The following is a 14,182-nucleotide window of genomic DNA, read 5'->3' as shown; positions in this document are numbered from 1 at the left end:
CGACGCCGAACCGCGGTTAGCCAGTCGTGCGGCCTCTGGTGCAACGATGTCACCGCAACGACGGCCCGACCGCGTCCTGGGTGTCCGCCGGCGACGCAACGCGACGCCCGGATCGCCGTACGGCCGCCGAGGAAAGGGCCTTGCCGACCTCGGAGGCCGAGTAGGGCTTCCGTACCAGGTCGAAGCCGTGGGGCCCGTCCTGCGCCAGCACGTGACTGTAACCGGACGTGAGGATGACCGGAAGGTCGGGGTGACGTTCACGTAGCCGGTTCGCGAGCTCGATCCCGCCGATCCCGGGCATCACCACGTCCGAGAACACGGCGTTGAGGCGCGAGGGTGTGATTAGGCGTGGAATAAGGACCGCCCGGTCGAGATCTAGGTGGCTGGCTGATCGGGACCGCCTCGATACACCAACGCCAGCGAGCCAGGTTTGCAGGGTATGTGGTCGATGCCGCTCAGATTATATCGGTAATTGGCAGGTTATGGGTTTCTGCACAGTTCTCCCGCACCGGAAACCCACGCAGCGGAATGGTACCCAAACGCGTTTTAATGCCGATAGCCCCGCTAAGTTATTGAAAGACAAGCCCGACGAAATGGCCGCCCGCGGCCCCGCGGAGAGAAATCGCTGCATCGCGAAGGGCCGCGCCGAGGCCGCCGAGGCGCCCATAGCCGTGGCCCTGACAGGCGCCGACGGCAATGGCGGTCCCGCTGATCTGACGCCCCTCCAGGAACTTGCCGCGATCGCCGAACTCCTCTACGGGGCCCGGTGGAGGACCGACGTCGCCCGGGACCTCGGCCACAGTGACGGGCGGACCGTGCGCAGGTGGAAATCCGGGGAAGCGAGGGTCTCCTCGACGGATCTCGACCACATCCGCCGGATCGCCCGGAAGAGGGCTGCGGCGATCACCAAGGTCGTCGGCGACCATTTGGATGAGCAGGCCAAGCCCGCGCGAGATCCCGCCGCAATCCGGGCGGCCTTCGAGGCGACGATCGCCGCCGCCTGGGCCGGGCAGTCCTAGTCCGCCGGGCACGGGGCCGGCCCGACGCGGCGCTGAAATCGGACGCCGTCGTGCAGGATCGCGCCAGACGGGCTGACCTCGAAATCAACATCGTAGGGCACCGTTGTTCCCCCGTTCGCGTAGCAAGCATTCGACCACATCCGCCCGCCCTCCAGACTGACGGCCGCGCAGTCGAGCCCATCGATCCCCACGCCGCCCTCGCTGATGGAGATCGGCATGACGTTCACGCCGATCGGGCAGTAAAGGCCGTCTGGGGGCAGCATCCACGTCGTGTCCACCGCGGCCGCCGGCATCGAGAGGGCGACCAGGGCCGCGGCGAGGAAAGTTCGCATCGTCAGATCTCAATTGTGAAATTCGGGTTGAAAGCGGGGTTCTCGCGCACGTCGGACCACGTCCCGTCCCGGCGTCGGAAGCTCGTGTCGTGCCCCCTCGGGTTGGCGATCACCCGCGTCCCGCCGACGACGTAGTCCCGGCTCACGTAGACGTGCCCGTGGATCCAGATGTCGGGCGCCGTCGGGCCTTCCATGAGCGCAGAACGGTCGGACCCGTATGCGGCGTCGATCGTCTCGCGAACCTCGCCGTGCAGCAGGCTCCTTGGGTGAGGCGCGTGATGTGTGACGACGATCCGTGACCCATCCCATCGCTCCGCCAGCACCCGTTCTATGCGACCGCGATGCTCGGCGTGCAGGCCTGCGGCGACGAGAGGGCGGAACGGGGCTGGGACCCCTAGCCGGTCGCGGGTCTGGATCCGCCTGTGATCATTCATGCCGAGATGACGGTCGCCGGCTACGCGCAGCGCGTGTGCCCTGTTCCCGGTGATCTCGTAGTCGGTCCAGAGCACGCCACCGCAGATCTGAATGCCGCCGACAAGCCGGACCTGCCCGCAGTCGAGCAGCGTCAGGTCGGCCGCGATCGCCGCCTCGCGGGCCCGGGCGATCTCGTCAGGGTAGCGGCACCCGTAGAGATCATGATTCCCGGGCACGAAGATCACGTGCCGGGCCCGGGGCCGAATGTGCTCGACGAGCCAGGGGATCGACCGCCAGCACAGGCCATCGGCGACGTCGCCGGCGACGATCGCGATGTCGACGAGCGGGCCCAGTGGCGGTGTCCACGGGGACGCGTCGGTGTGTAGGTCGCTCGGGATCCAGACGCTCGTCACACCACCCCCACGCCTTCGATCCACGCTGTTCCATCTGCCTCGAACCACGCCGCGGCCGCGGCGATGACGACCGCCCCGTCCACCCTGAAACCGGGCTCGGCGAGCCGGTACAGAAGTCGGACAGCCCCCGCCGGCCGGAGCGCCTTCATGACGGAGCCCGCCGCCCACGCGTGGACGTCCTTCACCCCAGTCCTCATGCACCGGATCCGGGCCTTCTCGCTCGCCCGGAGGACCACGTCGCGCAGCCCGATCGCCTCGACATGCGCGACGACCCGGCCGCCCTCGCGCACGCTCCACAGCCGGCGGCCCCGGTGCCAGTAGACGTCAGCCACCGACGCGGTTCGTCCTTATGCGGCCACGCGCCTCGTCGCAGGGATCGCATGCGATCACATGCCAGCCCCCGTGCCGATGCCGTCCCGGGGCGCCGCAGGTCTCGCAGACGACAGTCGAAAGATGCACCGCGGCACTGATGACGACATTAATCTGATCCCGAAAATCCTGAGGCTTGTCGTCAAAATACCAGCTGAGAGAAGCAAACTTTTGCTTAATCTAAGATGAACTCAGGCCGTTGAGCAAATCTTCTCTGCGCAGGACCTCTGCGACCGCGCGCACGAGTTCCAGCCAGGGCACGCCGATCTCCAGGCTTGCAATTGGGAACAGCACGGGAAAGTCGCTGTGCAGGTCGTACTCGGCGTCATTCTGATCCCGCGACTCCAGCCCGCTCCCCGGGGAGTAGCGTTCGCTCTGGACCGCGACGAGGCGGGCCGCGATCTGCTCGACGATCGCGATGTAGCTGGGAGCGAACCTGTCGATCGAGGAGGCACTGTACGTCTGGCCGTCCTCCGGATCGGGCCAGATCGCCGTCCTGCCCGATACGGTCAGCGAGATCCGCACGGCGCCCTCGTGCGGGATCTCCCTGATGATGAGGGTGGGCTGCGGGCCGTAAAGCCGCTCCAGATACCCGTGGAGCTCCCGGTGTGCGCGGCGGCTGCGAATGCTCACGACTGGCTCCATGTGCGGGCGCGGGCGGGCGGGAGGCGGGGGACGGCGCGCAGGGATCCGACCGCGGCGCGGCCCTTGCCGGCAGCGAACTCGGGGTCCAGGTCGCCGTCCTCGGCAAGTCGCAGGAAGGCGGCTAGGTACCTGTAGACGCTGCCGGCGAGGGACGGCTCGACGCGTTGGTCGAGGACTGCGGCCTCGATGTCGTCCCGCATGGAGCGGAGGGCTGACACTGACATGGCGGCCCCCCTCCGTGCGCGAAGCGGGTGTCGGAACGGAGCCCGACGATGTGCTCGATGGCGCGCTTGACCGGGCGGATCGAGCCGCCTCGCCATGCCTTGCGGATGGCTTCGTATTCGGTCCCGTCGAGATCCTGGATCCACCGCGGATCCGCATGCTCGGCTCAGAGTCCTTCCAGGACGGACTGCCCGATCACCGGCAGGTCTTCCCGGCGGGGGGCGCCGACGGCGATCGTCACGAACCGGTCGAGCAGGGGACCTCGCAGCGGCTCCGTGCTGTTGGCCGTCGCAACGAGCGAGATCCCACTCAGGTCACATCGCGTCTCCAGCTCAACGTCCCAGAAATCCCTGCGCTGGCTGAGCTCCGCGATCCCGAGCAGGGACTCCCGGACGGACCCGTTTTGGCTACCGGGCTCGGCCGCCTTGTCGAGCTCGTCGAGGATCAGCATGCCGCTGGCGCTCTCGTTCTCGATGCAGATCTGGGTCCAGACCGCCGGCCTCGCTGAGCTCCACTGCTTCGACGTGCCCCCGATCGAGCCGTCGTGCGCGCCGGCGCAGGCGTAGACGAGCGATGGCAGGTCGAGCGCGGTGGCCAAGTCCCGAGCAAGCTCGCTTTTCCCGGTGCCCGGGGGGCCGACGAGGACGATGTTCGGCAGGCTCGCATGGGACCGCCCGAGGAGCAGGCCGACGATCCGGGCGATCGCCGGGGCCGCCCATGGCCGCCCATGGCCGCCGGGCGGTCAGCTCCCGACCGAGAACCTCAAGGTCCGGAAGCGGGCGCAGGGGCAGGCGCTTGCCGACGAGCGTGCGGGCTTGGCCCGGGATCTTCTTGCCTCCAGGCGGCGCCGGGATCACGACCAAGCCGGGCGCGACCGCTTCAGCCAGAGCGGTGACGTCGGCGGGGACGTGCTGCGACGGCCCGGCCGGACCGGTCCCCGCCAGCAGTTCCTCCGGCGGCTCCGCGACTTGCGCGATTGTTGCCAGCAGCCTCCGGGCGTTGCCGCGGACGACCGGCCACGAGGCGGCGATGGCGAGGTCCGCCACGCACGACGGCAGGTCACGACGGCAGAGCCCCGCGAACGCCAGCAGGCTGACGAAGGTCTCGCGCAGCGGCACGGGATCCCCGCCCGCAACGTGCAGATACGAGCCGATCGCATCATGAACGATCGCGACGGCCCGGCCCGCGGCTTCCTGGCAGCCCAGTAGGGCGGCGTAGATCGCGCACCGGTCGGCGATGTCGGCGTAAATGTCCTCGATCGTGATGTCCGGCTCGAACCGCCGGATGGCGCCGAGGGCGTGGATTTCCGCATCCTCGCAGGCGTCAGCCGAGAACCCCGTGAGGAGCCGGTCGAGGGCCGACCGCACGCCCTCGTCGAGCCGGCCGCCCTCCGGGGATCCGAGCAGCCGCCCGGCCCAGCGCGTTGCGTCGATTTCGATGCTGCCTACGGACAGCTCGGCACCAGCCAGCAGCTGCTGGATCGAGGGGATGCCGCCCGGAGGGAGCGTGATCGCCGCCCGGTGGCGCTCCTCGGATTCCTGGTAGGTCGCAATGCGGGTGAGGCGCCGGGCGCGGCGCTGGACGTCGTCTGAGATTGGGGGAGGCTCACTCTGAAACTGGAACGCGCAGGCGGGCGCCGAGCTCGGTGGCTCAGGCGGTGCGAACGGTCCGTTTCGAGAAGCGAGCGGTCACTGGGGCGATCCCTTCGGTGAGGCCTGCACACTGCCCGAAGCCGACCCGCGGGGCAATAGCAAGCTGCCGGACTGGTTAGGTTTTCCCTGGGCTTCGAGCCCGCTGGCCGTCCCGTTCCGAATCGTTTGGAGTGCTACCCTGGTGGGGCAGATGGCGCGGGGCAGGCGATGGCGGACGGGATCGAGGCGCGGTGGGACGGGAGGGCATTCTACGCGCTGCCGTTCGAGGCGAGGAGCGCGTTCCGGCGGACAGTCGCCGGGGTGCGGTGGGGGCGCCCGGAACCCCGCGCCGCATTTGCGGCGGTCGGCGTCACCGACGTCGTCCTACACACGTTCGACCTGTTCGACCTCGTGGCCTCCGGGCTCGCCTCCCTCGACGAGGAGGACCGCGCCGCAGCCGGGATCGCGCTGTGCGGGCAGGACCTGCCGCCCGAGTTCGCCGTCGCGCCGAAGGGGGCCTGCGCATGATCTGGCTCGGGATCTGGCTCCTGCTGTCCGTGCTGGCGGGCATGGAGATCGGCCTCATCATCGGCTGGGGCAACCCAACACCGAGCGCACCCGAGCCGGCTCGGCCCACGACCTCATCGCTGGTCGAGGAGGTCCTCGCCCGCGGGAGCGCTGACGGCCTCAACGACAGGCAGCTCGCCGGCGGGATCCAGGTCGTCCTGCAGAGCCACGGACTCTTACCGTGCGAGGATGTCTGACGATGGGCGAGCTCACCACCCTCGTCTGCTCTCTCATGTCAGCCGTCCTGATGCTCATGGTGCTCATCGTGGCGATCGTCACGACGATCGAGCGCACGGATACCAGCGACGTCGGCCGGCTGCGCGAGGCGCTCTCCCCCCGAAGGAAGGTTTGATCATGACCCGCCCCGCCCCCTCGGCCGCCCTGCTCGAACGGCTCGCCCACCGCTTCGGAGACGCCCCCGGGCATGCCGCCTGGCGCGCTCGGATCGCAGCAAGCCCGGCCGATCCCAAGCACGTAACGCGTTACGTGCTGGAGAACCCTGACGCGGATCCGGCGCCCCCGAGGGGTGGGCACACCGAGCTCGTCCTGGAGCGCTTCACCGAACAGGACGCCCGGATCCGCCGCGGCGGCGGGCTGCCCGCGTGCTGGTCGGCCTACAGCTGAGGGAGGGGACGATGGCCGTCAACGTGACCGCTTCTTTCGGATGGCCTCTGCCGAGGCGAGAGCCGCAGCGCGAGCTCCGCCGAACCGCCCCGCCGAGTTCTGGTGAGTCGAGTGGTGCGAGGGCGAGCCCCTTGAGCCGGCGCGCATCTCATACCTTGGCGACGATCCGCACGGGATCCTGGAGATCGGCTCGGACTACGAGCAGGACCTCGTGGACCGCGACGTGCGCCTCATCGCCCCCGTCCCCGCCTTCGCTCCAGACCAGGTCGTCATCACCCGCGAGGAGTTCGCGACTATGTGGGATGCCCGGTCGACGCTGGACGCCGAGCCGCCGAGCTTCGGCTGGCTCGATGCCCTCAAGGGCCGCGTGGACGTTCATACAGTTGTGGAGGCCTGACTTGCCCGAGACTCGGATTGTGCGCCCGAAGAAGGCGCTCAGGAATTTTGTATTCACAATCTCCAGAGCCGTGCCGTATCCGGAGTGTGCGCCCGCTGAGCGATGTTTCATGATACCTAAAAGTATACAGAATCAGTAAGCCCAAATTTTACCTTAGGCTCGCTAAGGTTCACGCAAGTATTCGTGGTTAAATCAATTGGCCTCCCGGAGATGGTGCCGGTACGGAGGCAAGACGATGGACAAGATCAAGGACCAGACACCCGAGCAGATCGTGAGGATCCTGCTGAGGAGCGTCGCCACGACCGACAGGGCGCTAGGCCTCCGAGCGCGCCGAGGAGAAGGGCCCGGTCGCTACGTGCAGCAGGCGATGAAGGCGGGCGCCGTCGTTCACGCGCTCTGGCCGGATGATACCGCTCCCGGCGGCTACGCCCACCGCGTCGTCTCCGGGCAGGCGCTTGCCGAGGGCACGGCCATCGAGGACCGGACCGCTTTCCGAGTCTCGGACAGGATCGGCGCCGTCCAGCTTGCGGCGACGTTCGGGGAAGGCAGGGCCCCGCGACCGGGCGAGCCCTGGGTCATCAACCTGCTGATCGAGGATCCGTCCGGCGGACGGGACGCGCACGGCAATCCGGAGCTCGTCGAGATTTTCGACCTGGGAACGTGAGACGCCGGCCGAGTCGTGCCCTGGAACGGGACACGCGGGGGGTGGCAGCCTTCCCTCGCGACGCCTTCCGCCGGGTCCGAAACCTTTCGGCCCCGGCCCGTCGCCGACAACCCTGCCGGACCCCCGTTCGAGCGGAGTTTCCGCACGTTTCGGCCCCAGTTATGGCCCCACAGAAAAAAAGCCACCCGGAGGCAGCCTTGCTAAGTGACTGTTTCGGTTGGAGAAACTGGAGCGGGCGAAGGGATTCGAACCCTCGACCCCAACCTTGGCAAGGCTTGCCCGCGTCATCCCCTCCCCTCTACGCGATGACGGGACCCATGCAAACCCGTTCATCGCCGTTCGTTTCGGCGCACCGCCGCGTATCCGCATTCCGGCCCGTCAGACGGGTTTCCGGGCCAAATCCGGACCAGCCAAACCGGCTCCCACGATCACGTCCTTGGCGTTGCCGTAGAAAACGTCGGCTGCGTTCTGCCAGTATCCAAGCGCCTCCGCCTTGCTGCCCGTCTTCCGGGCATAGCGTGCGAGGGCCAAGAGCGCACCGGCCAACTCCTGGCTGTCGTCCGCGCTCGCCACGTAGGCGACGACTTGCAGGACCGCCGGCGGGAGCAGGTAGCGCGAGACGCGATCGCGCTGGGTGGTGCGCCGGTTGAGCCCGAAGATCTCACCCACCGCCGAGTTCCAGGAGTGCCCCCATAACCGCTCGCACGTCTCGTCCAGCGCGCGATAGATCGCCGGCCCAGCGTTCTCGCGATCGAGCTCGTGCGGCCCATCAGCATCCACGAGGTGCGGATGGCGCCGGTCATCCAACGCCAGGGGATACCAGTTCCCCTCCGCGTCCTCTACCAAGCCGATCGGCCCCATGCCGATCGCCTCCCAGTCGATGTCGGCGCCGGTGAATGCGAAGCTGTCCTTGTGCATGATCCTGACCTTCACGTCACGCCTCCTCGTCGGCGAGGACAGGCGCGGCCTCCTCGACCGCGACCCACGACCGCGAGAAGGGCTGCCCGGCGAACAGGGAGGCGATACCGGTCTGGGCCTTGAGCCGGATGAGTTCGTCGGCGCTCAGCCCGAGCTGGCGCGCGATCGCCTGGTCGGACTGGCCGAGGTTGACTAGCTTCACCACCATCTCGCTCATGAGGTCCACCTGATGCTTGCCGCGGGCGCGGTTGTGCCGAACGGTCGATGCCATGCGCTCGGCCAGGGGCTTGTCGATCGCGACGACGGGCAGGTACCCGTGGATGCGCTCCCGGACATCCGCCTTCTCCTTGCCGACCCGATGACGGTGGAAGCCGTCGACCACGACGGACGTGACGCCGGACGCGAACGTGACGATCGGCTGAGTGTAGCCGTCCTCTCGGATCGAGCGGTGCAGGAGCGCCATCTCGGGCGAGGCGACCTTGTTCGGGTTATACTCGTTGGCCACCACGACGTCGTTGAGCACCCAGGTCACCAGATCCACCGGCTCCGAGCGGAACGGGGAGACGGCGTGCAGCGCGCGGCGTGCAGCGTTCAGGGCCTCGACCTTCTCCTCCAGGGGGAGGCCGTCGATGGCGGCGGCGAGGTCGGCCGTCAGGGTCTCGATCCGGTTCATCATAGCAACTCCATCCACTTGGCGAGCGAGGCGCGCGGGTCCTTGACGGTGGTGTCGATCGGCAGGTTGGCTTCGTGGTCGTTGAGGAGGAGCGCCCGGCACTGCGAGCGGGCCACGTTCTCCGCCTCGGGCTGCCGGGCGAATCGGGTCCGGAATTTCCCGACGTCGATCGGAAGGGTCTGGAGGAGGAAGTCGCGGTAGGCGCGCCACGTCGGGTACGCCTTGGGGCGAACCAACGTCTGGTAGACCGACTGCTCGCCGGCGTAGAGCGCCGCGGCATGGACGCCTGCGAGGCGACGCTGAAGTGCCTCGAAGGTGTCGTGCTCGAACTCTTGGAGCGTCGAGAGGCTGTGGAAGGCCTGCTCGTGGATCAGGTTCGAGACACGCATCTCCTGAATGCCGTGGCCCTTAGCCCACATCCAGTCGTAGGCCCGGTTGTATGGGACGCCGTTCTTGCCGAGGTAGGTCCAGACGTCCTCGAAGGTGAAATCGTACAGCGGGTAGAGCTTGACGGCCTTGCCCTTGGTCCTGCTCGACCACGGGATCCCCGCGACGGCCGCGTTCCTCGTGACGGCGCGGTACCGGTTGAGGGCCTCCTCGGCGCGCAGGCCGACGAGGAAGGCGGTGTCGGCGTCGAACCGGGCCTCCCACCATTCGAAGAAGGCGTGGAACCGGTCTGGCGCGCCGGGGAGCTCGTGGATCGCGTGCGGCTCCTTCGCCCGCATCCACTCGGCGCCGGGCTCCCACGCGTGGAGCCAGGCCTCCTCGTAGGACGTGGCGTTCGTCATGCGCAGGGGGACCTGCATCCACACCGGCATGACGCCGGGCAGGCCCATGAGGTGACGGACGTGCTCGATGGTCGCCCCGTACTCGGCCTCCTGGTCGAGGAAGAAGGCGAAGACGGTCGTCCCCCGGCGCAGGGCCTCCTTGCGGGCCGCGTCGAGCAGCACGGTGCTGTCCTTGCCGCCGGAGATCGAGACGACGACCTTGCCGTAGGTGTCGAAGATCCAGGCCATGCGCTCGGCCAGCGCAACGTCCACGGTCTTGGGCTTGTAGAGCTTACGCGCCATGGCGGGCCTCCAGGAGTGTGGTGGTTACGGCGTCGATGGCACCGGTCTCGCGGCCCCACCAGTCGTGGAGGAAGGAATCGATGCGGGTGTCGCCACGGACGAGGGTCACCGTCGCGTCCCTGCGCATGCCCGCCTCGACATCGAGGGCGAGGTAGCTCTTCACGATCGGGGCCTCGGCGTAGACGACGTTATCGAACCCGCCGAGGTCGCGGCGCTCGACGGCCAGGGCGAACGAGGTCGCCACGGCACCGGCTGCGCCCGACTTGGCCAGGGCCTTGCCGAGCTTGTCGGCGTAGGAGCCGAGGTTCGTCAGGACCAGGGTCCGTCCCGGCAGTCCCCGGACATGGGCGACGACGGCGGCCGTCCGGGATCGGAAGGCGTGGGCATGGTCGGCCAGCCGGGTGACGATCTTGGTGGGGTTCGAGTGCTCCTCGAATAGCGCCGCCTTCTTGGCCGCGTATCCGGCATGCTCGGACGCGTCGGCCTCGACGGCCAGGACGGTCCGGGCGGCGAGAAGGGTAGCGCCGTCGCACGTCGTGACGCTCGCCAGCTTGCGGGCGATGACGACCGGGTCGTGCGAGGACACCGCGTCGCCGTCGAGTCCCTGCTCCAGGTTCCCCTCGCGGAACGCGTACCAATGGGCGAACCCGAGGATGGATCGGTCGAGGTAGCTGTAGGGCGTGTAGACGTACTCGATGCCGAGGGTGAACGGCACGATGTCGGCAGTCATGCGGTGCTCGACCTGCTTCGAGAGGCGCTGCAGGTTGGCGAACTTCGTCGACGTGATTTTCGGGTAGCGGGACACGCACTCCATGACGAGCGCGGTCTCGGGGCCGACCATGGCGTTGAGCGTGAGCCATGTGTCGCGATCGTCCATGCGCTCGAAAGGCACGACCAGGGCGCGGTCGCGCAAGTCCTCGGCCCGCCAGGCGGAGGCCTCGGGGCATACGTAGATCGCCTGGCGGGTGCCGGAGGCCGCGAGGAATCCCTCGACGGCCCGGCGCCGGGATCCGGCGTCGGGAGAAAGGTGGGCGGCGATCATCAGGCGGCCGCCTTCTGGGCCTTGCGCTCCAGAACGACGTAGCTTCCGCGCTTGGCAACCTGCCTCATGCCCTTGTCGGCGTAGAGGCCGGCCGAGGCTGGGGCGCAGACTACGCGGATGACGCGGGCGCCCTCGACCATCGAGAGGCGCTTCTCGACGAGAGCGTCGGCGATGCCGGTGTTGCGGTAGGAGGGGACGACGTAGAGCGAGCAGAGCTCCGCGACGCCGTTGGCGTGCGGGATGATGCCGGCGATAGCGACGACCGTGCCGCCCTCCTTCGCGAGGAGCCAAGTCTTGTGGGGGAGGTCCTTGAGGTACGGAAGCTCGCGGCGGACGGCCCCGTCCATGAAGAACGGGCCGATGTCGGCGTAGAAGTCGCGGTCCCGATCGGCGGGCGCGACGACGTGCGTGGTAATGCTTTTGGCCATGATCGTCTCCAAGCCGGGCGGCCCATGCCTGCCCCTGCTATGTCCCTAATTATGGGACATGACATGGTAAACGTCAAGCCTAAATCAGCCTAAATCGACGCTATCAGGGCCCGCAGCTTCTCTTTCATGCCCTTCTTCCGGCAGGCGTCGAGCTCGCGGCGGAACTCCGCCAGGGTAGCCCCCTTCGATTGGACGGCGGCTAGGATCTTGCGGTCGATCCCGCAGTCCACGGCCACGTCCAAGTACGTGCAAGGCCGCTCCTGCCCGATGCGATGGATGCGGTCCTCGGCCTGGGCGCGCTCGCTGTACTTGAAGCCGGTCGAGTAGAAGACGGCGTGGGACGCCTCGGTGAGCGTAAGGCCGTGCCCCCCGGACTGCTGCGTCGCGACGAGGAACCGGGCCTCCCGACGCCAAGCCTCGACCTCGGCCCCGCGCCGGCGCTCGTCGAGGCCGCCGTGGAACTCGCGGCAGGATCCGGCCCCGTGCTCGCCCGACAGAGCGGAAACGATCTCGTCGAGGCCCTGACGGTATTTCGTCCAGACGACGACCTTCTCGCCCTCCGGGATCCGCGCGACGACGTCGAGGAGGCCGGCGATGCGGTTGTGGCGAATCGGTGCGCCTCGGTGGAATCCGCAGGCGATGGCCTGGAGCCGCGAGAACAGTCGGAAGATTGCGATGTGCGGATTGAGGTAGGTCGCCTCGTCTTCGAGAACGTCCTCCTTGGCCCTCATCGCGGCGGCGTCCTGCTCCAGGCTCGTCGCGACCCACCGCTCGTCGTAGAGCTTCTCCGGCAGGCTCAGGCACTCGTCCTTGCGGATCTGGTAGACGTACGGGGCGATGCGGGCGGCGAGCACATCCGTGTTGTGCGACCGCCTTATCTGGCCCGTGACCTTGCCGGTCCGGCGGTCGGTCTCGTATTCGAGGTGGTTCCTCGCGAAGGCCCAGAACGAGTTGTACCCGAGGATCTTGGGGCTCAGGAACGACATCTGCCCATACAGGTCCACGACGCCCTGGGTGAACGGCGTTCCCGTCAGGACCGCCCGGTAGCGCGCGCGGCGGGACATGTCCGTGACCCGGCGGGTCCGCGAGGCATGCGGGCCCTTGATGTACGTGCTTTCATCGATGGCGACGAAGGTGCGCTCGTCCACGAGGGCGTCGAACGCGGCGATGATGCGCAGGCTCGACGACAGGCTCTCGATGCCCACGACGTACCAGGGGCGGTCCAGCGGCATCTTCGCCGCGTCGGTGCGGTCGTCGAAGACCACGATGTCGTCGGGCTCGCAGGACGTGTGCTTGAGGATCTCGGCCCGCACCGTGGCCTTGACGCTGACCGGGCAGAACCAAACCACCCGGTCGATCTTGGCGGCCCGCCTGTTGGCGAGCTCGATAAGGATCCGGCTCTTGCCGGTCCCCATCTCGGCGAAGAGCCCCCCCACGCGGGAGGGCAGGAGCTTCGCGACGGCGTCCGTCTGGTGCGGCATGAGCTCAGTCGTGGTCGACCAGGTCATCGTCGATTCCCACGTGCTCCGGGATGTCCATGGGATCGGGCCGGTCGCCCCGGGCCTTGGCCTTGACCGGTTCGGCTTTGGGGCGCGCCACGGCATCGACGACGATGCCCCGCTGGCGCTGCGCCATCACCTCGTCCATCCGCTTCTTTGCGCCGGGGGTGATGCGGAAACCGTGCGCCTCCACGAAGTCGATGACCGCGTCGCGCGACGTCGCGGGGACGAGGCAGGCCTTGTCCCTGTACGTGGCCCCCGGCAGGCTGCGGAACGCGGAGTAGAGGTCCTCGTCGCGGCCCCACGTGAGCCGCAGCTTTCCCTCGTTCGCCCCGGACGGGACGAGGCTGACCCAACGCCGGTGCTCGGGCTCGTATGAACGGTCGATGGCCTTGGCGCGGGCCTCAGGGTCGTAGAGGGCCACGACGATGCCGGCGGCGATGAGCTCGTGTGCGGTCTCGGCGAGCCTGTCTGTAGCCGTGCCCATCATCAGCGAGTTGTGCCGGCGCACCCAAGCCACGGCCGCGGGATCCCACACGTAGCCGAGGCCCTTCACGGTGGTGTTGAAGGTCTCGGTCCGCTCGTCGTAGCGGGCGACGAGACGTCCGTCCCGGCACGAGAGCTCGGCGATGGTCTCGGACACGGGCTCGGGCGGCCGCAGGGTTGCCTCGGCCATAGCCTCCTGCTGGGCCGCGGCCTCCGCCTTGCCCTCCGGCGACATGGCGCGCGCCTCATCCGCCAGGCGCCTGGCTACCGCCGAGATCGTCTGGTGCGGAGCCTCCTCGCGCCCGTCGATCCAGAATCGAGCGTCGGTCTCAGCGCGGATCGCCTCCACCGCCTCTCGAACAGCCGGCTCGCCGATCGCTTTGACGACTACAGCGAGCTCCAGGACCATGTTCTGCATGCCGCAGACGCCGCCGGACGTGTAGAACAGCCGGCCGGCAGCGGACTTCACCGCATCAGACACGATGGGATCGAGGGTCTTCAGCGTCCGCTCCCGCAGAGTCGCTGCCCAGGCGATCTGCTTCTCGGATCCCTCCAGCGCAGGATGGCCGGCGGCTGCATCGCGCTCGACAACCGCCCGGTTGTCACAGGCACGGCAGGTCCAGCCGCGCTCGATCAACTTTTTTGCTCTGTAATCGGCGTCCCGCCGGTTCCGGCCGTCCACCTCCATGCACCCAGCGCAATTTTCCGTTGCGCACTCGATACGCGTCGTCGCCATTGTCAGGTCTTTCCTGGATGCCCGGCGGCCTAT

General features: G+C 68.2%; 22 protein-coding genes and 1 pseudogene. 9 read left to right on the top strand and 14 right to left on the bottom strand.

Annotation, left to right across the window (positions count from 1 at the left end; all coding sequences use genetic code 11):
• Positions 1–49 precede the first annotated feature (49 nt).
• A pseudogene (locus tag AO398_RS00545) lies at positions 50–337 on the bottom strand (response regulator); the annotation flags it as partial.
• A 256-nt stretch (positions 338–593) separates the two neighbouring features.
• Between AO398_RS00545 and AO398_RS00540 the strand changes: the two are divergent.
• A complete protein-coding gene (locus AO398_RS00540) occupies positions 594–1,019 on the top strand; it encodes a hypothetical protein (RefSeq protein WP_201025688.1) in 426 nt (141 codons plus the stop codon).
• On the opposite strand, the gene AO398_RS00535 is transcribed toward AO398_RS00540, so the two are convergent.
• From AO398_RS00535 to AO398_RS27185, 6 genes are all read right to left on the bottom strand, one after another.
• Positions 1,016–1,351, bottom strand: a complete 336-nt coding sequence (locus tag AO398_RS00535; protein ID WP_058190068.1) for a hypothetical protein — start codon at positions 1,349–1,351, stop codon at positions 1,016–1,018. The genes AO398_RS00540 and AO398_RS00535 overlap by 4 nt on opposite strands.
• Before the next feature lie 2 nt (positions 1,352–1,353).
• Positions 1,354–2,178 carry a metallophosphoesterase gene (locus AO398_RS00530; RefSeq protein ID WP_058190067.1) on the bottom strand — a complete coding sequence of 275 codons (825 nt, stop codon included), beginning with the start codon at positions 2,176–2,178 and terminating at the stop codon, positions 1,354–1,356.
• Positions 2,175–2,510, bottom strand: coding sequence for a hypothetical protein (locus AO398_RS00525; RefSeq protein ID WP_058190066.1), 336 nt, complete (start codon positions 2,508–2,510; stop codon positions 2,175–2,177). The genes AO398_RS00530 and AO398_RS00525 overlap by 4 nt, the downstream gene beginning before the upstream one ends.
• 217 nt (positions 2,511–2,727) lie before the next feature.
• A complete protein-coding gene (locus tag AO398_RS00520; RefSeq protein ID WP_058190065.1) occupies positions 2,728–3,180 on the bottom strand; it encodes a hypothetical protein in 453 nt (150 codons plus the stop codon).
• Positions 3,177–3,416 (bottom strand): hypothetical protein, encoded by a 240-nt coding sequence (locus AO398_RS00515; protein WP_058190064.1) that lies wholly within the window; start codon positions 3,414–3,416, stop codon positions 3,177–3,179. Before AO398_RS00515 ends, AO398_RS00520 begins: the two co-directional genes overlap by 4 nt.
• A gap of 164 nt (positions 3,417–3,580) precedes the next feature.
• Entirely contained in the window at positions 3,581–4,012 is a 432-nt protein-coding gene (locus AO398_RS27185; protein ID WP_244498620.1) for a hypothetical protein, read from the bottom strand.
• A gap of 49 nt (positions 4,013–4,061) precedes the next feature.
• On the opposite strand from AO398_RS27185, the gene AO398_RS00505 reads away from it, so the two are divergent.
• The 8 genes from AO398_RS00505 (at position 4,062) to AO398_RS00475 (ending at position 7,297) form a co-directional block, all read left to right on the top strand.
• Positions 4,062–4,622 carry a hypothetical protein gene (locus AO398_RS00505; protein WP_058190062.1) on the top strand — a complete coding sequence of 187 codons (561 nt, stop codon included), beginning with the start codon at positions 4,062–4,064 and terminating at the stop codon, positions 4,620–4,622.
• Between the two features lie 90 nt (positions 4,623–4,712).
• On the top strand, positions 4,713–5,006 hold the full coding sequence (locus AO398_RS00500; protein WP_058190061.1) for a hypothetical protein: 294 nt from the start codon (positions 4,713–4,715) through the stop codon (positions 5,004–5,006).
• Positions 5,007–5,273: 267 nt separating this feature from the next.
• On the top strand, positions 5,274–5,573 hold the full coding sequence (locus AO398_RS00495) for a hypothetical protein (protein ID WP_058190060.1): 300 nt from the start codon (positions 5,274–5,276) through the stop codon (positions 5,571–5,573).
• Complete coding sequence (locus AO398_RS00490; RefSeq protein ID WP_058190059.1) at positions 5,570–5,809, top strand: hypothetical protein; 240 nt, start codon at positions 5,570–5,572, stop codon at positions 5,807–5,809. Before AO398_RS00495 ends, AO398_RS00490 begins: the two co-directional genes overlap by 4 nt.
• Before the next feature lie 2 nt (positions 5,810–5,811).
• Positions 5,812–5,964 carry a hypothetical protein gene (locus AO398_RS28725; RefSeq protein ID WP_160329299.1) on the top strand — a complete coding sequence of 51 codons (153 nt, stop codon included), beginning with the start codon at positions 5,812–5,814 and terminating at the stop codon, positions 5,962–5,964.
• A gap of 2 nt (positions 5,965–5,966) precedes the next feature.
• Entirely contained in the window at positions 5,967–6,236 is a 270-nt protein-coding gene (locus AO398_RS00485; RefSeq protein WP_058190058.1) for a hypothetical protein, read from the top strand.
• Between the two features lie 211 nt (positions 6,237–6,447).
• Positions 6,448–6,633 carry a hypothetical protein gene (locus AO398_RS00480; protein WP_058190057.1) on the top strand — a complete coding sequence of 62 codons (186 nt, stop codon included), beginning with the start codon at positions 6,448–6,450 and terminating at the stop codon, positions 6,631–6,633.
• Positions 6,634–6,868: 235 nt separating this feature from the next.
• Positions 6,869–7,297, top strand: a complete 429-nt coding sequence (locus tag AO398_RS00475) for a hypothetical protein (protein ID WP_058190056.1) — start codon at positions 6,869–6,871, stop codon at positions 7,295–7,297.
• A 378-nt stretch (positions 7,298–7,675) separates the two neighbouring features.
• Here AO398_RS00475 and AO398_RS00470 read toward each other — a convergent pair whose 3' ends face one another.
• From AO398_RS00470 to AO398_RS00440, 7 genes are all read right to left on the bottom strand, one after another.
• Positions 7,676–8,230 (bottom strand): hypothetical protein, encoded by a 555-nt coding sequence (locus AO398_RS00470; protein WP_058190055.1) that lies wholly within the window; start codon positions 8,228–8,230, stop codon positions 7,676–7,678.
• 1 nt (position 8,231) lies between these two features.
• Positions 8,232–8,888 (bottom strand): ParB/RepB/Spo0J family partition protein, encoded by a 657-nt coding sequence (locus AO398_RS00465; RefSeq protein ID WP_082643106.1) that lies wholly within the window; start codon positions 8,886–8,888, stop codon positions 8,232–8,234.
• Positions 8,888–9,958, bottom strand: coding sequence for a phosphoadenosine phosphosulfate reductase family protein (locus AO398_RS00460; protein ID WP_058190053.1), 1,071 nt, complete (start codon positions 9,956–9,958; stop codon positions 8,888–8,890). The genes AO398_RS00465 and AO398_RS00460 overlap by 1 nt, the downstream gene beginning before the upstream one ends.
• On the bottom strand, positions 9,948–11,000 hold the full coding sequence (locus AO398_RS00455) for a hypothetical protein (protein WP_058190052.1): 1,053 nt from the start codon (positions 10,998–11,000) through the stop codon (positions 9,948–9,950). Before AO398_RS00455 ends, AO398_RS00460 begins: the two co-directional genes overlap by 11 nt.
• Positions 11,000–11,428 carry a GNAT family N-acetyltransferase gene (locus tag AO398_RS00450; RefSeq protein ID WP_058190051.1) on the bottom strand — a complete coding sequence of 143 codons (429 nt, stop codon included), beginning with the start codon at positions 11,426–11,428 and terminating at the stop codon, positions 11,000–11,002. Before AO398_RS00450 ends, AO398_RS00455 begins: the two co-directional genes overlap by 1 nt.
• 89 nt (positions 11,429–11,517) lie before the next feature.
• A complete protein-coding gene (locus tag AO398_RS00445) occupies positions 11,518–12,936 on the bottom strand; it encodes a DEAD/DEAH box helicase (protein WP_058190050.1) in 1,419 nt (472 codons plus the stop codon).
• Positions 12,914–14,095: a hypothetical protein gene (locus AO398_RS00440; protein WP_152997360.1), complete on the bottom strand. Its 1,182-nt coding sequence runs from the start codon at positions 14,093–14,095 to the stop codon at positions 12,914–12,916. Before AO398_RS00440 ends, AO398_RS00445 begins: the two co-directional genes overlap by 23 nt.
• Positions 14,096–14,182: the final 87 nt, after the last annotated feature.

Origin of the sequence: Methylobacterium sp. GXS13 (assembly GCF_001455965.1) — a bacterium.
Taxonomy (GTDB): Bacteria; Pseudomonadota; Alphaproteobacteria; order Rhizobiales; family Beijerinckiaceae; genus Methylobacterium.
This window is presented reverse-complemented; position numbering and strand designations above follow the sequence as displayed.